This is a genomic window from Saccharothrix longispora, assembly GCF_031455225.1.
GTDB lineage: Bacteria > Actinomycetota > Actinomycetes > Mycobacteriales > Pseudonocardiaceae > Actinosynnema > Actinosynnema longispora.
Window position 1 is genome coordinate 2,672,407 of sequence record NZ_JAVDSG010000001.1, and the last position, 16,238, is coordinate 2,688,644.

At 74.5% G+C, this 16,238-nt stretch carries 18 protein-coding genes; 6 read left to right on the forward strand and 12 right to left on the reverse strand.

The window, feature by feature from the left end; genetic code table 11:
• Positions 1-244: 244 nt before the first annotated feature.
• Entirely contained in the window at positions 245-694 is a 450-nt protein-coding gene (locus J2S66_RS10735) for a GNAT family N-acetyltransferase (protein WP_310306777.1), read from the reverse strand.
• 382 nt (positions 695-1,076) lie between these two features.
• Here J2S66_RS10735 and J2S66_RS10740 point away from each other — a divergent pair, with 382 nt between their 5' ends.
• Complete coding sequence (locus J2S66_RS10740; RefSeq protein WP_310306778.1) at positions 1,077-1,616, forward strand: hypothetical protein; 540 nt, start codon at positions 1,077-1,079, stop codon at positions 1,614-1,616.
• A gap of 307 nt (positions 1,617-1,923) precedes the next feature.
• Here J2S66_RS10740 and J2S66_RS10745 read toward each other — a convergent pair whose 3' ends face one another.
• The 3 genes from J2S66_RS10745 to J2S66_RS10755 form a co-directional block, all read right to left on the reverse strand.
• Positions 1,924-3,441 carry a tyrosine-type recombinase/integrase gene (locus J2S66_RS10745; RefSeq protein WP_310306779.1) on the reverse strand — a complete coding sequence of 506 codons (1,518 nt, stop codon included), beginning with the start codon at positions 3,439-3,441 and terminating at the stop codon, positions 1,924-1,926.
• A gap of 208 nt (positions 3,442-3,649) precedes the next feature.
• Positions 3,650-4,720 (reverse strand): coiled-coil domain-containing protein, encoded by a 1,071-nt coding sequence (locus J2S66_RS10750; RefSeq protein ID WP_310306780.1) that lies wholly within the window; start codon positions 4,718-4,720, stop codon positions 3,650-3,652.
• A 555-nt stretch (positions 4,721-5,275) separates the two neighbouring features.
• On the reverse strand, positions 5,276-6,130 hold the full coding sequence (locus tag J2S66_RS10755) for an SDR family oxidoreductase (RefSeq protein ID WP_310306781.1): 855 nt from the start codon (positions 6,128-6,130) through the stop codon (positions 5,276-5,278).
• A gap of 131 nt (positions 6,131-6,261) precedes the next feature.
• Here J2S66_RS10755 and J2S66_RS10760 point away from each other — a divergent pair, with 131 nt between their 5' ends.
• Positions 6,262-6,639: a winged helix-turn-helix transcriptional regulator gene (locus tag J2S66_RS10760; RefSeq protein WP_310306782.1), complete on the forward strand. Its 378-nt coding sequence runs from the start codon at positions 6,262-6,264 to the stop codon at positions 6,637-6,639.
• Here the strand turns inward: J2S66_RS10760 and J2S66_RS10765 are convergent.
• The 4 genes from J2S66_RS10765 to glyA form a co-directional block, all read right to left on the reverse strand.
• The gene (locus J2S66_RS10765) at positions 6,618-7,772 is read right to left on the reverse strand and encodes an FAD-dependent oxidoreductase (RefSeq protein WP_310306783.1); all 1,155 of its coding nucleotides are present in this window, start codon (positions 7,770-7,772) and stop codon (positions 6,618-6,620) included. The genes J2S66_RS10760 and J2S66_RS10765 overlap by 22 nt on opposite strands.
• A complete protein-coding gene (locus J2S66_RS10770) occupies positions 7,769-8,293 on the reverse strand; it encodes a TetR/AcrR family transcriptional regulator (RefSeq protein WP_310306784.1) in 525 nt (174 codons plus the stop codon). The genes J2S66_RS10765 and J2S66_RS10770 overlap by 4 nt, the downstream gene beginning before the upstream one ends.
• A 60-nt stretch (positions 8,294-8,353) precedes the next feature.
• Complete coding sequence (locus J2S66_RS10775) at positions 8,354-8,710, reverse strand: DNA glycosylase AlkZ-like family protein (protein ID WP_310306785.1); 357 nt, start codon at positions 8,708-8,710, stop codon at positions 8,354-8,356.
• 398 nt (positions 8,711-9,108) lie between these two features.
• Positions 9,109-10,422: a serine hydroxymethyltransferase gene (gene glyA / locus J2S66_RS10780; protein WP_310306786.1), complete on the reverse strand. Its 1,314-nt coding sequence runs from the start codon at positions 10,420-10,422 to the stop codon at positions 9,109-9,111.
• Between the two features lie 73 nt (positions 10,423-10,495).
• On the opposite strand from glyA, the gene J2S66_RS10785 reads away from it, so the two are divergent.
• Both J2S66_RS10785 and J2S66_RS10790 read left to right on the forward strand, forming a co-directional pair.
• Positions 10,496-11,350, forward strand: a complete 855-nt coding sequence (locus J2S66_RS10785; protein WP_310306787.1) for a PucR family transcriptional regulator — start codon at positions 10,496-10,498, stop codon at positions 11,348-11,350.
• 82 nt (positions 11,351-11,432) lie between these two features.
• Entirely contained in the window at positions 11,433-11,861 is a 429-nt protein-coding gene (locus J2S66_RS10790; protein WP_310306788.1) for a MarR family winged helix-turn-helix transcriptional regulator, read from the forward strand.
• Here J2S66_RS10790 and J2S66_RS10795 read toward each other — a convergent pair.
• A complete protein-coding gene (locus J2S66_RS10795) occupies positions 11,852-12,328 on the reverse strand; it encodes a winged helix-turn-helix transcriptional regulator (protein ID WP_306750478.1) in 477 nt (158 codons plus the stop codon). The two genes, J2S66_RS10790 and J2S66_RS10795, sit on opposite strands and share 10 nt — an antisense overlap.
• Positions 12,329-12,404: 76 nt before the next feature.
• Here J2S66_RS10795 and J2S66_RS10800 point away from each other — a divergent pair, with 76 nt between their 5' ends.
• Positions 12,405-13,163, forward strand: a complete 759-nt coding sequence (locus tag J2S66_RS10800; protein ID WP_310306789.1) for an SDR family oxidoreductase — start codon at positions 12,405-12,407, stop codon at positions 13,161-13,163.
• 38 nt (positions 13,164-13,201) lie between these two features.
• The gene (locus J2S66_RS10805) at positions 13,202-13,525 is read left to right on the forward strand and encodes a nuclear transport factor 2 family protein (RefSeq protein WP_310306790.1); all 324 of its coding nucleotides are present in this window, start codon (positions 13,202-13,204) and stop codon (positions 13,523-13,525) included.
• Here the strand turns inward: J2S66_RS10805 and J2S66_RS10810 are convergent.
• The 3 genes from J2S66_RS10810 to J2S66_RS10820 form a co-directional block, all read right to left on the reverse strand.
• The gene (locus tag J2S66_RS10810; RefSeq protein WP_310306791.1) at positions 13,522-14,019 is read right to left on the reverse strand and encodes a hypothetical protein; all 498 of its coding nucleotides are present in this window, start codon (positions 14,017-14,019) and stop codon (positions 13,522-13,524) included. The two genes, J2S66_RS10805 and J2S66_RS10810, sit on opposite strands and share 4 nt — an antisense overlap.
• A gap of 67 nt (positions 14,020-14,086) precedes the next feature.
• Positions 14,087-15,373 (reverse strand): M20/M25/M40 family metallo-hydrolase, encoded by a 1,287-nt coding sequence (locus J2S66_RS10815; RefSeq protein WP_310306792.1) that lies wholly within the window; start codon positions 15,371-15,373, stop codon positions 14,087-14,089.
• Positions 15,366-16,193, reverse strand: coding sequence for a M55 family metallopeptidase (locus J2S66_RS10820; protein WP_310306793.1), 828 nt, complete (start codon positions 16,191-16,193; stop codon positions 15,366-15,368). Before J2S66_RS10820 ends, J2S66_RS10815 begins: the two co-directional genes overlap by 8 nt.
• Positions 16,194-16,238: the final 45 nt, after the last annotated feature.

The window sequence follows — 16,238 nt, forward strand, 5'->3', positions numbered from 1 at the left end:
GCCGAGCACCCGTACCAGCTCCGCGCGCTCGGCGCGGTCCAGCCCCGCGCGCCGGCAGCGAGTAGTGGTAGCGGCACGCCGAGCCGACCGCTCCGAAACCGTCCGCGACCAGCCGCGAGACCAGCGTCGCGGTCTGGTTCAGCAGCCGGCTCGGCGTGCCGCGCAACCGGTCGGGCGCACCCCTGCTCTCCATGGCCCGCAGCACACCCACCCGTTGGCGGTGCCAAGGTGCCGGTCGGTCCCGTCAGACGATGCCCGGGTGCCCGAACTGCGCGACCCGCAGCCCGCCCTGGACCACCACCGTGTCCACCACCCGGAAACCCATCGACTCGTACAGCGCGATCGCCGGCGCGTTGTCCGCGCCCGTCGACACGATCGCCGGACCGCCCTCGGCCAGCACCTGCTCCACCAGCCGCCGTGCGAACCCCAGCCGGAAGTGGCTCGGGGCCACGCACAACCGGTCGATGTCCAACACGTCGTCGACCTTCGAGAAACCCACGAACGCCACCAGTTCGTTGTCGACGAACCCGCCGAGCCAGCGCAGCGGCAGCGCCCGCATCTCCTCCAGGGTCTCGGTCAACCCCGGGATCGTGGCGTACCCGATCAGCTCGGCCTCCACCGCGTACGAGTGCTTGGCGAGCCGGTGCACCGCCTCCGCCGTCGCGTCGTCGGTCATGTCGAGGGGGACGATCATGCGGCCACCGCCTTGCCGGGTACGTGGGGAGTGAGCCGAAGGTAACCACTCGCGGAACCCTTCAACCACCATTGCGCCGTTCACCCGATCAGGTCTGGTGACGACGGCGCGAACGTGGACCGGGGTGGGGGCCCGGGGCGGGTACCCGCACGCTCGACCCGTACCGGGAACCGGGCTGCGCCGTGACCACCGGCAGGCACGAGGCGCTGCCGAGGTTCGGCCGAGCAGTTGAAGAGGGTCACACGTACAGGTGAACAAACGCGGCCGTCGTCACGCACAGGCGCAGACTTGGGCGCCCCACTGCCACCGTCTCGCCATCGCGAGGAGGCACGTCATGGTCATCCGACCGAAATTCCCGAATCCCTGCGGTCCCTGGTACGTGATGTACGCAGTCGGTCAGCCCGTCATCTCCTCGACGATCGGCACCGACTGCTCGCTCTGGTACTGGATCTTCGGCCCCGCAGGCGGCGGAACGCTGCGGATCGAGTCCGTGCCGGGCCAGGACCTGCCGGACCTGCGCGCCGGCGATGCGGCCGCGGGGCAGTTCCGCCTCCAGGTCGACGACGACGCTCCACAACTGGTGCGGGTCGAGGCCGGGCACTTCCTTCTCGGCGACACCGACGAGCCCTTCACCGACGCTCGGCTGGGTGCGTTCCACGGCTCGTTGACGACATTCCTCGGCTCGCTGCCCGCCGACGCGGTCACACGAGCCCGGAACCTGGTCGGCAGCACCGAGACCGACTCCGGGGACGGTGCCGGGTGCGTCGCCGAATCGGCCCTCATGGGCGGCATCGGTGGCGCCATCGCCGGCGGTATCGCCGGCCTCGTCGTGGGTGGTCCCGGCGGTGCCGCCGAGGGCGCCAAGACCGGCTTCCTCGTCGGAGCGGTGCTCGGCGCGGGCGTCGGCGTGCTGACCTGCTGACCTGCTGATCGCGGGTACGGCCTGCGGACGCGGTCCGTGCCCGCGCGTTCGGTTGCCGCCGGCGTGACCGGTGCCGCTCGTGGGGCGCCCCCCGATCCCGGTCGCCCGAGGCGACATCCCCGCGAGCGGGAACCCGGCGGGTCGACCGCGGCAGGAGCTTCGTGCGCTTGTCCGCCCATCCGCGATCGGCTGCGTGCGGGTTGACCCCCGGCCACGTTCTCCCTGCTCAAGCGCCGGTACTTCGACCGGGTGCCGTCTTCGGCCCACGGGGTGCGAAGTCTGCGTCGATCGGCTCGGGCCGCACCTGTCAGGTGCGGGTCGGTGTGCCGGATCGTGCCGGTACGGGCGTGCCGTGACGCAGCGCCGCGGTTTCGGCGAGCACGCGCGGGTGCGGATTCGTCTGCGCGGTCAACGCCGCGAGGACGCCGTCTGCGGCCGGGGACGGTGCGCCGGTGCCGAGGGCCCGTCGCAGCAGTTGCAGACCGTGCAGTTGTTCCACCGGGTCCTGGGTGCGCAGTCCGTCCCGCAGCACTCGCAGGGCCGCTTGTGCGTCCGCCTCGTCCCAGGGGGCGGCGGTTGCGGTGGTGGTCTGCGAGGTGTGGCGGTCGCGGGCGGCGAGCAGGACCTGTTCCACGGCGTCCACGGCCGAGCGGTCGGGGGAGCGGGCGGCCTGGTTGTAGACGCGGTGGGTGGTCTCGACCGAGGCGTGGCCGACGTCGGCCTGGATGTGGGTCATGTCCACGCCGGCTTCCGCGGCGGTGGTGACGTAGAAGTGGCGCAGCACGTGCGGACCCAGCCGGTCGGCGACGTCGGCCAGGCCGGGCCCGGCTCCGGCGGCCAGGCGGCGCAGCAGCGACCACACGTCGCGCGGGTCGACCGGGCCGCCGTCGCGGGTGGCGATCAGCGGGGAGCGTTGCCCGCGCACCTGGCCGGGCAGGGCGGGTGCCGCGGAGGCGGTCCACCGGTCGCGTTCGGCGAGGTAGTCGTCCAGGGCGGTCGCGGCCAGGGCGGACAGGTAGACGATGCGGATCTTGTCGCCTTTGCCGGTGACCCGCAGCGCCCGCCGCCCTCGGGTGGTGTGCACGTCCGCGCGGCGCAGGCCGGTCAGCTCGCCGATGCGCACCCCCAGGGTCAGCAGGGCCACGATGGCCACCGCCCGGTGCCGCATCACCGGGTGCACGCCCCGTCGCGGGGTGGCGGCGGTGCGCAGCAGCAGGTCGACCTGGTCGACGGTGAGGACCACGGTGGGAGAGGTGTCGCGGTGGGCGCGCAGGCCGAGGCGGGAGCGGTCGAAGCGGGTCGGGTCGACGGTGACGGCGCCGTGTTCGGCGAGGTGGGCGTACATCGCGCCGACGGCGGCCAAGCGGTGGGCCCGGGTGGATTTGGGCATGCCGGCCGCGTCCAGTTCCAGCTGCCAGCGCTTGACCGCGGCGCTGTCGACGCGCAGCGGGTGCAGCCGGTTGCGGTCGCACCAGCGCAACCAGGCCCAGTCGCGGTAACGGCCCCGTCTGGTCGGCGGCGTGTTCCCCGCCGGCGTCCCACTCGCGTCCTCGCCGACCGACGGGCCCCACGACGCACTCCCGTCGAGGCTGCCGATGGCCGAGACCCATCGCCGGTCCAACCCCAACGCGTCGCCGTAGGAACGTCGCGTCGCGGCCGAGGCGTACCCGGACAGCCAGTCGCGCAGCAGACGTTCCAGTTCGCGCAACTCCGAATCGGAAACGGACCGGCTGTCGTCCCGGTGGTCGGGCTCGCGGACCGGGGCCTCGACCAGCGCCGGCGCGAGCGGTCGCGGAGCGGGTGGCGGTGGCGGCTCGGCGGTCACGACCGCCAGGGTATCGCCGAGCCCGGTCCTCGTTGAGCGGGTTGCCGGGGCAGCCGCCGACGGCTCGAAATCCCGCGGCTGTCCCGGGTCGAGCGCGGGCATCCCGCGCAGCACCGCGGCGGCCTGGCGGGCGGGAGGTCGACGGGCAGCGGGAAGGGCCAACCGATCCCGCCGGGCGACGTGGGTCCGCGCGCCCCGTCCCGGTCGATCACGGTGAGCGCTCCGACGTGCTCCCCGGGACGTCGGGCGCGACCCGTGGGGGTTCCAGCAGGGCGATGACGGCGTCCAGCGCGTTGCGCGCCCCGTGCCTTTCGCCGGCCGGTTCCGCCGTGTCGGCGCCGGCCGGCTCGGTGCTCGCCGTGTCCGCCGTCGCGGCGGAGAGGACGCGGTCGAGCAGTTCGCGGTGGCGGTCGTAGGCACGTTGGAGCCGGTCGGCCCGCTCGCTCTGCGCGCCCAGTTGGCGACCGAGGTCGATGACGCGCCGCTCGTGCTGTTCGCGCAGCGCCGAGGTCTCGGCACCTGCCTGCTCGACCCGACGATCGGCGTCGGCCACGACCTGTTCGACCCGGCGGGTGGTGTCGGCGCGCAGTCGTTCGGCGGCCTGCTCGGCCTCCCGCAGTCGCCGGTCCCGGTCCTCGAGTTGTTCGCGCAGGCCGTCGACCTGGGCGCGCAGTCCCGCTGCCTGTTCGCGAGCCTCGGCGACCGCGTCGCCGGCCGCCCGGACGCGCTGGTCGGCCGTGGCCGTGATGGCGGCCACGGTGGCCGTGGCCGTGGTGGCGGCTTGCTCCGCCTGCTCGCGTGCGGCGTCTCGTTCGGCGTGCAGGCGTTCCTGTGCGCGCAGGGCGTCCTGCTTGGCCTGCTCGGCGCCGTCGCGGGCACGCAGGGCCTCGGTGCGCTGGGCACGTGCTTCCCGGGCTTGCCCCAGGGCTTCGTCACGGGACGCTTCGGCGGCCTGGGCGCGCTGCTCGGCCTGCTGCTGTGCGGCCGTGGCCCGTTCGGCGGCCTGCTCGGCCTGCTCCGCGCGGGCGACGAGCTCGTCCCGCACCGTGCTGAGCAGTTCCCGCGATGCCTGTACGGACTCGACCAGGTCCTGCAGCGGTTCCCACACCTCATCGAGGTGACCCGCCAGTTCCGCCACACCCTGGCGCAAGGCGCCGGGGCCGCCGACCGTTCCGGCGGCACGTGCGGTGATCCGCTCGGCGCGGGCGCGGGCCTGGCAGTCCCGGTCCTCGGCGGGGCAGTAGCGCGGCGGACGTCCGGTGGGCTTGCGGGCGATCACCGGCCGTCCGCAGTGAGCGCACGGACGACTTCTGACGGCAGCGGAGGCTTCCACCTGGGGTTCTTCGACTACTGACACCCGTTCATCCTAGAACAGTTCCTGTTTTCGAGAACGACAACCCGCTGATGTTTCCGAAAACGGGAACATGCGTGATGAGGTTACCGAGATAAGTGTCATTATGTCGGTAAGGTGTGCGAAAGCGAATCCGGCGACGGCGACCAGCCCGGAACAGCCCTCCGGAAACCGGAATGCCGTCACCGTGACGAAAGGGGGGTGTTGTGCCCGCATGGTCGCCACTGACGGGAGAGAGTGTTGACGGCGCGTCCTCGCAGGCCTGAACGCGGCTCGAAGTCCGACCGGGACGGCCACGTCAGCACGCAGCTGCGGTACTGGGCGGAGGCGCTCGACGACCTGGTCGGGTTCTTCGTCGACACCCGGTGCTGCGCGTCGACGTCGACCGCGTTGTCCGGAGCGGTCACGGAGCTGTCGGCCGCTGCGGCGAACCCGCCGAACGCCGGCTCGGCCTCGTGCAGGCCGAGCCGGACGCGCTCGCGATCAGCCGGAGGTGCGGATCGTGTCCTCGCGGAACAGGTCGACGTGGCGTCGGGTCCAGTCGGCGAAGGACCGCGGGTCGCGGCCGAGGACCTCCCGCACGTGCGGGCTCACGCGCCGCTCGGCGGGTGTCGGGTCACCGATGATGGCCAGGGTGCCCTCGACCACCGGTTCGGGCATGAACGCCAGCATCTGCTCCCGGGCCTGCTCGCGGGTCTGCTCCACGAACCGGACCGGCACGCCCAGCGCGTCGCCGATGGCCTCGGCCCGCTGCCTCGGCGTGATCGGTTCCGGTCCGGTCAGCTCGTGGACGAGGCCGTGGTGGTCGTGGCGCAGGGCCTCGGCGGCGACCTCGGCGATGTCCGCCGGGTCGACCACCGGCAGGGCGACCTCCCCGAACGGCGCGGCGACCGTGCGCCCCGCGCGGATCGACCCGGCCCAGGCGGCGGCGTTGGACGCGAACCCACCGGGCCGCAGCACCGTCCACGCCAGGCCCGAGGCGCGCACGGTGTCCTCGACCGCGCGCAGCGGCGCGTGCGAGACCGAGTCGGGGCGTGTGCCGGCGGCCTGCGAGGACAGCAGCACGACCTTCGCGATCCCGCCGGTCCGGGCGACGTCGAGGACCCGCCCGACGTCCAGGTGTGCCCCGGCTCCCGAGACCAGCAGGAACAGGGCGTCCGCGCCCTCCACCGCGTCCCTCAGCGTCTCCGGCCGTTCCAGGTCGGCCACGACGTGCCGCGCACCCTCCGGCACGGCCGCCGTCGCGCGCGACACGGCCGTCACCCGCTCCCCGGCCTCGGTCAGCGCCCGCACCAGCGGACGGCCCACATTGCCGGTAGCCCCGGTCACCACGATCACGAACCCACTCCTCGCTGTTGGTCCCACAAGCCCCTCACCAGCGGTTTCGCCGGGCGGAAGGGCGTGATCGGAACGCTAACAGCCCAGGTATAGTAGGTACCTAGGAGATAGTGGCTATCCAGGAGGAAGTGATGAGCACAGGGGTGCCGGCCTCGACCGACCCGGTCCTGGCGTGTCCGATCGCGCCCGTGGTGGACATCGTGTTCAGCCGGTGGACCACGCCGGTGCTGTGGGCGCTGCACGAGTACGGGCGGCAGCGCTTCGTGCAGCTGCACCGCCGGATTCCCGCCGTGACGCCGAAGGTGCTGACCCAGCGGCTGCGTCAACTGGAACGCGACGGGCTGGTCGTGCGCACCTACCACCCGGAGGTGCCGCCCCGGGTGGAGTACGAGATCAGCGACCTGGGGCGCAGCCTCGCGCCGCTGTTCGCCCACCTCGCCGAGTGGGCGTCGGCGCACCTGGACGAGGTGCAGCGCGCCCGCGACTCCTACGACGCCCCGCCGCGCTGACCGGTGCGCGGCACCGCGACGGGTTTGCCGACCAGGCCGCCGGCCACGAGTCGGTCCACGCCGGGCAGGCCGGCCAGGCGCATCACCACCCGCCGCGCCCGCAGCCGCAGCACGGAGTCGGGCAGGAACCAGCGGGCGGCGGACCGGGCCACGCGTTGCTTGTCCGCCACCACCGGACGCCATTCGCGCTCGTAGCCCGCGGGGTCGTCCGGTCGGGAGGCCAGCAGGTGCGCGCCGCCCATGCCCAGGGACGCGCCCTGGCCGGCCAGCAGGGACACCGCGCCGCACGCGTCGCCGACGAGCGCCACCCGCCCGGTCGTCCAGTGCGGCAGCTCCACCTGCGCGACCTGGTCGTAGTAGACCTCCGCCGGGCAGCGCTCCAGCGCCCGCGGCACGACCCAGCCCAGTGACCCGTAGACCTCGCGCACGGCGGCGCGCGCGTCGTCCGGCAACCGCGGCGAGGGGGCGCGGTGGACGGTGAAGGCTGCGACGCGGCCGTCGCGCAGCCCGTAGAGGCCGACCTGGCGGCCGGTGGTGTCGGTGACGCAGAACCGGCCCGCGACCAGCGCGTGCACCTCGGGGTCGGTGAAGGTGAACGCGGCGGTGTGGAAGCCGAGGTGGCGCACGTGCCCCTCGCCGAACACCAGCCGGCGCACCGCGGAGTGCACGCCGTCCGCGCCGACGAGCAGGTCGCCGGCCACCCGGGTCCCGTCGGCCAGGGTCGCGGTGGCGCCGCCCGCGTCGTCCCGCACCCGGGTCACGGCCGCGCCGAAGCGCAGCTCGACCCCGTCGGGCAGGTCCTCGCGCAGGGCGCGTTCGAGGTCGGGGCGCAGGATGCTGACCAGCCGGCCGCCCAGGGAGCGGGCGAAGCGGTCGAACGCGAGGCCGGCGACGCGCCGGCCGTGCGGGTCGACGTAGCTCGCCTCGGTGATGGAGTAGCCCAGTCCGCGCAGGCGCGGCAGCAGTCCCATGTGCTCGGCGACGTCGTAGCCGGGCCCGAAGAAGTCGATCATGTAGCCGGTGGTGCGGGGACCCGGGGCGCGTTCGAGCACGACGACGTCGTGTCCCGCGGTGGCGAGCCGGTGCGCGAGGGTGAGCCCGGCGATGCCCGCGCCGGCGACGACGACCCTCACCGCAGCACCCGCGCCAGGACGGGCACGACGGTCCCGCGCGTGAGGTCGGGGGTGAGGGCGCGGTGCAGCAGCACGCCGTCGACCGCGGCGGCGAGCACCGCGGCGGTGGCCTCGGGGGTGGGCACGTCGTGCAGGGCCAGCCACCCGGCGAGGGTGCGCCGGAAGTCCGCGAGCACGTCGGCGACGGCCCTGCGCAGCGCGTCGTCGCGGGTGGCGGCGAGCAGCGTCTCGGTGAACAGCTCCTGCGGCTCGTCGTGCGCGTCCAGGGCGACCAGCAACGCGGCCAGGGCCTGCTGCGGGTCGTCGACCTCGTCCAGGACCTGCGTCAGCCCGTCGACTGCGGTGCGCAGGGCCTGCACGGAGGCCTGCACGAGCAGGGCGTGCAGCGAGTCGAAGTGGTAGTGCACGACGCCGGGGCCGACTCCGGCGCGTTCGGCGAGCACGCGGGTGCTGACCGCGCCCCACCCCTTCTCGGCGATGAGTTCCCGGGCCGCGTGCAGCAGCCGTTCCTTGACCGTCATTCGGACGATCGTACTGGGCGATCGTCCAAATCTGCAGTCCACATCTACAGCCGTCCACTTCTACAGCCGTCCACTTCTACAGCCGTCCACTTCTACAGACGCACCTCGCCCCGCACGCCCGCGAACCCCAGCAACCGCGCCCCCTCCGCGCACACCCCGTCGCGCTGCGCGCGGGTCAGCGGGCGGAACAGCTCGACGTCCAGGCCGGTAGTCCTCCTCGGAGATGACCCGGGTGCGGTCGTCGTGGCCGAGCAGCAGGTTGTCGAACCCGGGCAGGAAGCGCGGCGTCGCGGGCGTGTCCGGGTCGGGCAGGGGCGCGTCGGGCAGGTCGCGCAGCTCGCGCCGGGTGCGCGGGCGTTCCTCCAGCAGGGCGGCGGCCTCGGCGGTGAACGCGTCCACGTCGAGGCCGTCGAGCACCGATCCGAACGACGAGGAGGCGAAGCGGCGGCGCAGGAACGGCCGGAACAGCGGCTCGAAGCGGCCGTGGTCGGCGTCGGTGACCAGGTGGATCGAGGGCCCGGTGCAGCGGCGCCCGCACGACCCGTCGGTCGACCGGCAGCGAGGCCAGGTCGTCGGGGGCGAATCCCCGCACCCGCGACCACAGCCCGTAGTACGGGGAGAACGGCTCCTGCGCCCGCACACCGGCCAGGTGCTCGACGACGTCGTACGCCGACCGGTCGGTCCGGTCGAGCAGGAACTGCCGCCGCAGGGTGGCCCGGTTCAGCTCTCGCGTGGTCAGCACGCGTTCCTCGGTCACCGGGCCACGCCAACCGCGATCGCGGACGGTTCCCGTCCTCGATGGGCGTCCGGGTCCCCTACCGGGCGTTGACCGCGCGGCGCAGGGCGACGGCGTCGGCGCGGACCCGCTCGGGGGCTTCGCGGTCGATCAGCACCCGGCGCATCAGGTCGGCCACGGCGGGCTGGTCGTCGGGGGTGAAGCCGCGCCGGGTGATCTCCTGGGTGCCCAGGCGCAGCCCTCGCAGGCCCTCGTCGATGCGCTGCCACGGCAGGCCGATGCCGGACAGGTAGACGCCCGCCTCGCCCAGCAGTTGCGCCGCCGCGTCGCCGCCGCCCAGGGGCAGGGCGTCGATCGCGAGGTGGTGGGAGCGGGTGTGCACGCCGCCGTGGCGGGCGACGTCGAAGCCCCGCTCGGACAGGGCCGCGCCGAGGGCCTGGGCGTTGGCGACGCAGGCACCGGCGTAGTCGGGGCCGGTCTCGGCCAGTTCGGCGGCGGTGACCGCGAGCGCGCCCAGCCGGCCCGCGTCGTAGTTGGCCACCATGCCGGGGTAGGCGACGTTCGACACGCGTTCGGCCAGGTCGGGGTCGCGGGTGACGACGCAGCCGCCGGAGGGGCCGCCGAAGGACTTGTAGGTGGAGAACGTCATCAGGTGCGCGCCCTCGTGCAGGGGGCGCTGGAACACGCGGCCCGCGACCAGGCCGGCCACGTGCGAGGCGTCGTAGAGGAGGATCGCGCCGACCTCGTCGGCGGCGGCGCGGACAGCGGCCACGTCGTGCGGGAACAGCATGAGGCTCGCGCCGATCACCACGATCCGGGGCCGGTGCACGCGCAGGAACCCCGGCAACCTGTCGTAGTCGATGTCCAGCTCGTCGGGCAGGTAGGGCAGGTCCACGACGGTGAGGCCGCGGATCGCGGGCACGCCCTGGGCGTGGTGGCTGGCGTGGCCGCCGGCGGCCTCGGGCAGCACGGCGATCTTGTCGCCGGCGCGGGCGAACGCGGTGTAGACGGCGAGGTTGGCCAGGGTGGCGCTCTGCAGCCGCACCTCGGCGTGCTCGCCCTCCATCAGCCCGGCGACGAGCATCGGGGCGAGCACTTCGAGCGTGTCGAGGTGGTCGAGGCCGACCTGGTACTTCTCGCCCGGCCACCCCATGCTGGGCCGGCCGGAGACCGTCGCGCCGCCGATCGCGGCGGCGGCGGGGCTGAGCACGTTGGTGCCCGCGTACAGGACGATCCCGTCGTCGTCGACCTGGGCGGTGTGGGCGTCGAGGGCCTTGCGCACGGTGTGGGCGACCCCGGCGGCGCTCAGGTCGGCGGACACGGCGGCTTCGACCTCGGCGAGCCTGCGCCGCGCCCGCGGGGAGGCCCAGGGGGCGATCCTGCTGTTCGTCACGCCCGGAACGCTAGGCCGTGCGCGGGTCGGGGGCGACCACCCGCGGTCGGGAGTTGTTCCTACAGTTGTCGGAATGCAGGAGCTGCTGGACGAGTTGTCCCGCGAGCTGGGTCGCGGTGTGTCGGTGGACGACGTGACCGGGCGCGTGGTGGCGCACAGCGCGCAGACCGACGACGTGGACCCGGCGCGGGTGCGGGCGATCCTGGCGCGGCGGGTGCCCGCGGACGTGGTGGCGTGGCAGGAGCGGCACGGCGTCGCGGCGGCGAACGGCCCGGTGGTGGTGCCGGAGAACCCGGGGTTGGGCTTCGCGCGGCGGGTGGGGCTCCCGCTGCGCCACGGCGGGGTGCTGGTGGGCTACCTGTGGGTGCTCGGCGACCTGCCCGGCGCGGACGCGGCGGCGGACCTGGCCGACCGGCTGCCCGCGTTGGCCGCGCAGGTCCCGGCGGGCGATCGCGCCCCGGTGCGGGTGGTGGTCGCCCTGGACCCGCGGGTGGTGCGCACGGTGCCCGCCGCCGACCCGCTGCCGGAGCTGCCCGGTCACGTCGGGGTGAGCGACCCGCACCCGCCCGACCGGGCGGGTGCGGCCTACCAGCAGGCGTTGGCGGCGGCGGAGCTGGCGCGGCTGGACCCGGCGCTGCCGACGCGTGCCCGCTGGTCGGACCTGGGCGCCTACCGGTTGCTGCTGGGCGACGCGCCGCAGGGCGCGCTGGCCGGCCTGTCGGAGGAGTTCACCCGCACCCTGGAGGCGTACCTGGACTCGGGGTGCGACGCGCGGGCCACGGCGGAGGCGCTGCACCTGCACCGCACGAGCCTGTACTACCGGCTGGGCCGCATCGCCGAGCTGACCGGCCGCGACCTGGCCGACGGGCGGGTCCGGCTGGAGCTGCACCTGGCGCTGAAGCTGGTGCGGCTGGCCCGCCGCCCGTGACGCGCCGCGCGCTCGTGTGCGGACGGGGGCCGACCGCGCCGCCCGCACACGATACGGTGATCACTTCGACGCGAGGAGTGATGTGCACGACGACCTCGTCTCCCTGTTGTACTCACCGCACCGGGAGCTGGAGAACCGGGTGTTCGCCGCGCTGGCGGAGGCCGGGTTCGACGACGTGACGCCCGCGCAGGCGCGGGTGTTCCAGCTGATCCGCCGCAACGGGTCGCGGTTGACCGAGCTGGCCGTGGCCGCCCACGTCACGAAGCAGACGGCCGGGTTCCTGGTGGACCAGCTGGAGCGGGCCGGCTACGTGGAGCGCACGCCCGACCCGACCGACGCCCGGGCGCGGTTGATCCGGGTGGCCGAGCGCGGCGCGCGGGCGGTGCCGGTGGGTCGGGCGGCGGTCGCCCAGGTCGAGCGCGAGTGGACCGCGCACCTGGGGCAGCGGCGGATGGCGGCGCTGCGCGACGCGCTGACCCGGTTGCGCGAGATCACCGACCCCTACGCGTAGCGCTCGCGGAACGCGGGTCCGGCGGCGGGGCCCGCGGTGAAGACGAACCCGTCGCCGTCCACGCGCCGTCCGGTGGCCTCGTCGACCAGCACGGGTTCGACCTCGCGGCGGGTCTCGGCGTCGACGAGCACCATGCTGCGCTCCTCCGGCGCGAGCCGGGAGTTGCCCCAGGCGGCCAGCGCGACCAGGACGGGTCGCAGCGACCGGCCCAGTTCGGTGAGCACGTACTCGTGCCGCACGGGTCGCTGCTGGTAGGGGCGCTTCTCCAGCAGTCCCTTGTCGACCAGGTCGCGCAGCCGGGCGGTGAGCATGCTGGTGGAGATGCCGAGGTTGTGCTGGAACTGGTCGAAGCGCGTGTAGCCGTCGAACGCGTCGTGCAGGAGCAGCAGGGTCCACCACTCGCCGACGTAGCCCAGGGCCGTCGACAGCGGGCACTCGCGGTCCTCCAAGCGCACCTTGCTCCCCACCGCGTCACCTCCGCACCCCAGTGGGTGCTAATGTCGAAGTTACTTACTTCTATTCTAGCAGTAACAGGGGAGCGCGGTGGAACTGGCAGGCAGGCACGCCCTGGTCACGGGCGGCACGAAGGGCACGGGCGCGGCAGTCGCGGCACGGTTGGTCGAACTCGGCGCCCGGGTGACCGCCACCACCCGGCACGCACCCGCCGCGCCGGCGACGGGCACGCGGTTCGTCCGGGCCGACACCGCCACGGCCGAGGGCGCGGCACGGGTCGCCGAGGCGGTCGGCGAGGTCGACGTCCTGGTGCACGTCGTGGGCGGCTCCAGCGCGCCGGCGGGCGGGTTCGCCGCGCTCACCGACGAGCACTGGGCGGCCGAGCTGGACCTCAACCTGCTCGGCGCGGTGCGCCTGGACCGCGCCCTGGTGCCGGGCATGGTCGCCCGCGGCCGGGGCGCGGTGGTGCACGTGACGTCCATCCAGCGCCAGATGCCGCTGCCCGAGGCGACGCTGGGCTACGCCGCGGCGAAGGCGGCGCTGACCACCTACAGCAAGGGCCTGGCCACCGAGGTCGCGCCGCACGGCGTGCGGGTCAACGCGGTCGCGCCGGGCTTCATCCGCACGACGGCGGCCGAGGCGATGGTCTCCCGCATCGCCCGCGGTCGCGGGATCACCGAGGACGAGGCGCTGGGCGAGGTCATGGACTCGCTGGGCGGCATCCCGATGGGCCGCCCGGCCCGGCCCGAGGAGGTCGCCGAACTCGTGGCGTTCCTCGTCTCGGACCGGGCCTCGGCCATCACCGGCGCCGAGCACCGCGTCGACGGCGGCACCGTCCGCACCATCTGACCCGCACCACCCGACCCGCACCACCGAGAGGACCCGACGTGCACGCCCTCCCCGACGTCGTCCGCCGCTACTTCGAGTCGGCGGCCCGACCCGACCACGACGAGCACTCCGCCCTGTTCGCCCCCGACGCGGAGGTCCACGACGAGGGGCGGACGCATCGCGGGCGCGCCGCGATCCGCGCGTGGCGCGCCGGGGTCCCGCCGGTGCGCCACGAGGTCACCGACGCCGAGCGGACCGCCGAGGGCCTGGTCGTCACGGCCACGATCAGCGGCGACTTCCCCGGCAGCCCCGTGGCGGGCCTGCGGTTCCGGTTCGAGGACTTCGACGACGGCGCGATCCGCCGGCTGCGCATCGCGCCCTAGAGGCTCGACCAGCAGTAGAGCCGTTCCCCGCGGTCCCGGGCGCGCCGGGCCAGGTCGAGCAGCTCGGCGACCAGCGGCGTCAGGTCCTCGCCGCGCGTGCCGTCGCCGAACTCCTCGGCGCACGCCCACTCCGCGGCCAGCCGGGGTGCGTCGGCCGGGTCCGCGCCGGCCAGGGCGTCGCGCGTGGCGGTGTCGAGTTCCACCACCCAGGGCCCGGTCGCCCACGGGTCGTCGTCGTCCTCGGGGCCCTGCGGCCCCGGTGGCCGGGTGGTCGGCCACACGATCGACTGCGCGACGAGCCCCGGCCGCCACGGTCCGCCCGCGATCGCGGCGACGAGCTGCCCGAGGAGGACGTCGGGGTCGATGCCCTTGGCCTCGACCCCGACGAACGCGGGGCACGCGCCGCCCACGACCGGGTAGCCGTCGGCGGCGTCCACGGCGCGTGCCACCGTCGCCGCGTCGGGCGCGTGGAAGTAGTCGGTCGGCACACCCACGGCGTCTCCTCCGGGTCCGGTCGGTCCGCGCACAGTGGACCACACGGCACCGACGGCGACCGGGCGGTCAGGACGACAGGAACCGGTCCAGCACCCGCGCGCCGAACCGCAGCCCCTCCACGGGCACGCGCTCGTCCACGCCGTGGGTCACCGACCGGTAGTCGAAGCCCTCGGGCAGGTAGAGCGGCGCGAACCCGTAGCAGTCGATGCCCAGCCTGCTGAACGCCTTGGCGTCGGTGCCGCCGCCCAGGCAGTAGGGCACCACGACGGCCTCGGGGTCCTCGGCGCGCAGCGCGTCGGCCATCGCGTCGAACCACGGCGAGTCGACCGGGGCCTGCACGGGCGGCTGGTGCTGGAGGAACTCGCGCCGCACGTCGGGCCCCAGCGCGTCGTCCACGGCGGCGAGCAGCTCGTCCACGGTGCCGGGCAGGGTGCGCACGTCGACCTCGGCGGAGGCGCTGCCGGGGATGACGTTGACCTTGTAGCCGGCGTCCAGGACGGTCGGGGTGGTGCTGTTGCGGACGGTGTTCTCCACCAGCTTCGCGGCGGGCCCGAAGCGGGCGATGGTGGCGTCGACGTCGTCGAGGTCCACCGGCACCCCGAGCGCGGCGCCGACCTGCTCGATGAACGCCCGCACGGCCGGGGTGAGCCGCACGGGGTGGCGCAGCGCGGCGAGGCGGCCCAGGGCGTTGACGAGCTTGAGCACGGCGTTGTCCTCGTTGCGGCGCGAGCCGTGCCCGGCGCGACCGGTGGCGGTCAGCCGGAGGTGCGAGGTGCCGCGCTCGGCGGTGCCGATGGGGTAGATGCGCTTGTCGAAGGTGTGGTGGGAGAAGCCGCCGGACTCGCTGATCGCGGCGGCGCACCCGGCGAAGTGCCCGGCGTGGTGGTCGACGAGCCAGTGCGCGCCGTACGCGCCGGTGTCCTCCTCGTCGGCGACGAACGCCAGCACGACGTCGCGGCGGGGCGCGCGGCCCTCTCGGGCCCAGGTGCCGACGACGGAGAGGACCATGGCGACCATGTCCTTCATGTCGACGGCGCCGCGCCCCCACAGGTAGCCGTCGCGCTCGATCCCGGCGAACGGCGGCACGCTCCACTCCGCGGGGTCTGCGGGCACCACGTCGAGGTGGGCCTGCACGAGCACCGCGGGCAGGTCGGGCTCGGTGCCGGGCACGCGGGCCAGCACGTTGGTGCGGCGCGGCGCGGGTTCGAGCAGGGTCGCGGGCACGCCCGCGGCCTCCAGGTGCGCGGCGACGAACTCGGCGGCCTCGCGCTCGCCGGCCGACTCGCCCCGGCCGTGGTTGGTGGTGTCGATGCGCAGCAGGGCCGCGCACAGGTCCACGACGTCCTCAGCCATATATCCCTTCCACCGCCCCCGCCGCGATCGCCGTGACGACCTTGAACGCCTGCATCGCCAGGGTCATGGAGGCGGCGTCGAACGCTACCCGGCGGGCGTCGATCAGCTCCACCGTAGGCACCACGGCCGCCGCGGCGGCCAGGTGGGTGGCGTCGAACTCCACTTCGACGCGGTGCGGGCCGGGTCGGGGGTCGGTCCGGCCGGCGCGGCGCAGGGCGGTCGCGGCGGCCGCGGCGATGCGCTCGGCGGTCACCGCGGGCGGCAGGCACACGGCGGCGTAGCGGCTCACGCACTCCTTCACCGCGACCAGTTCGGCGTCGGGGGCGTAGGCGTGGGCGTCCTCGCAGGCCCGGTCGTCGCCGGTGACCAGCAGCACGGGCACGCCGTGCTCGGCGGCGAGCGCGGCGTTGAGCAGCCCTTCGCTCGCCGGGACGCCGTCGAGCCACACGCCGGTGATCGAGTTCTCCAGGTAGGTGTGGGCCAGCACGCCCTCCCGGCCCGCTCCGGCGTGGTAGCCCAGGAAGACGACGCCGTCGACCCCGGAGTCGATGCCCTGCATCATCGACAGGGGTTTGTGGCGCCCGGTGAGCATCCGGGCGCGCGGGTCGAGGTCCTCCAGCAGGAGGTTGCGTTGCGACGAGTGCGCCTCGTTGACGAGCACGTCGGTTGCGCCGCCGGTGAACGCGCCGGCGACGCAGGCGTTGACGTCGCCGGTGAACAGGCGCCGGAAGCGCTGCCACTGCTCGGTCTGCGGGACGACGTCGGCGGTCCAGGTGACCCCCGTCGCCCCCTCCATGTCCGCCGAGATCATGATCCGCATGTCACCACGGTAACCGGCGGTCGTCGGTTCTTGACGCAGACCTTG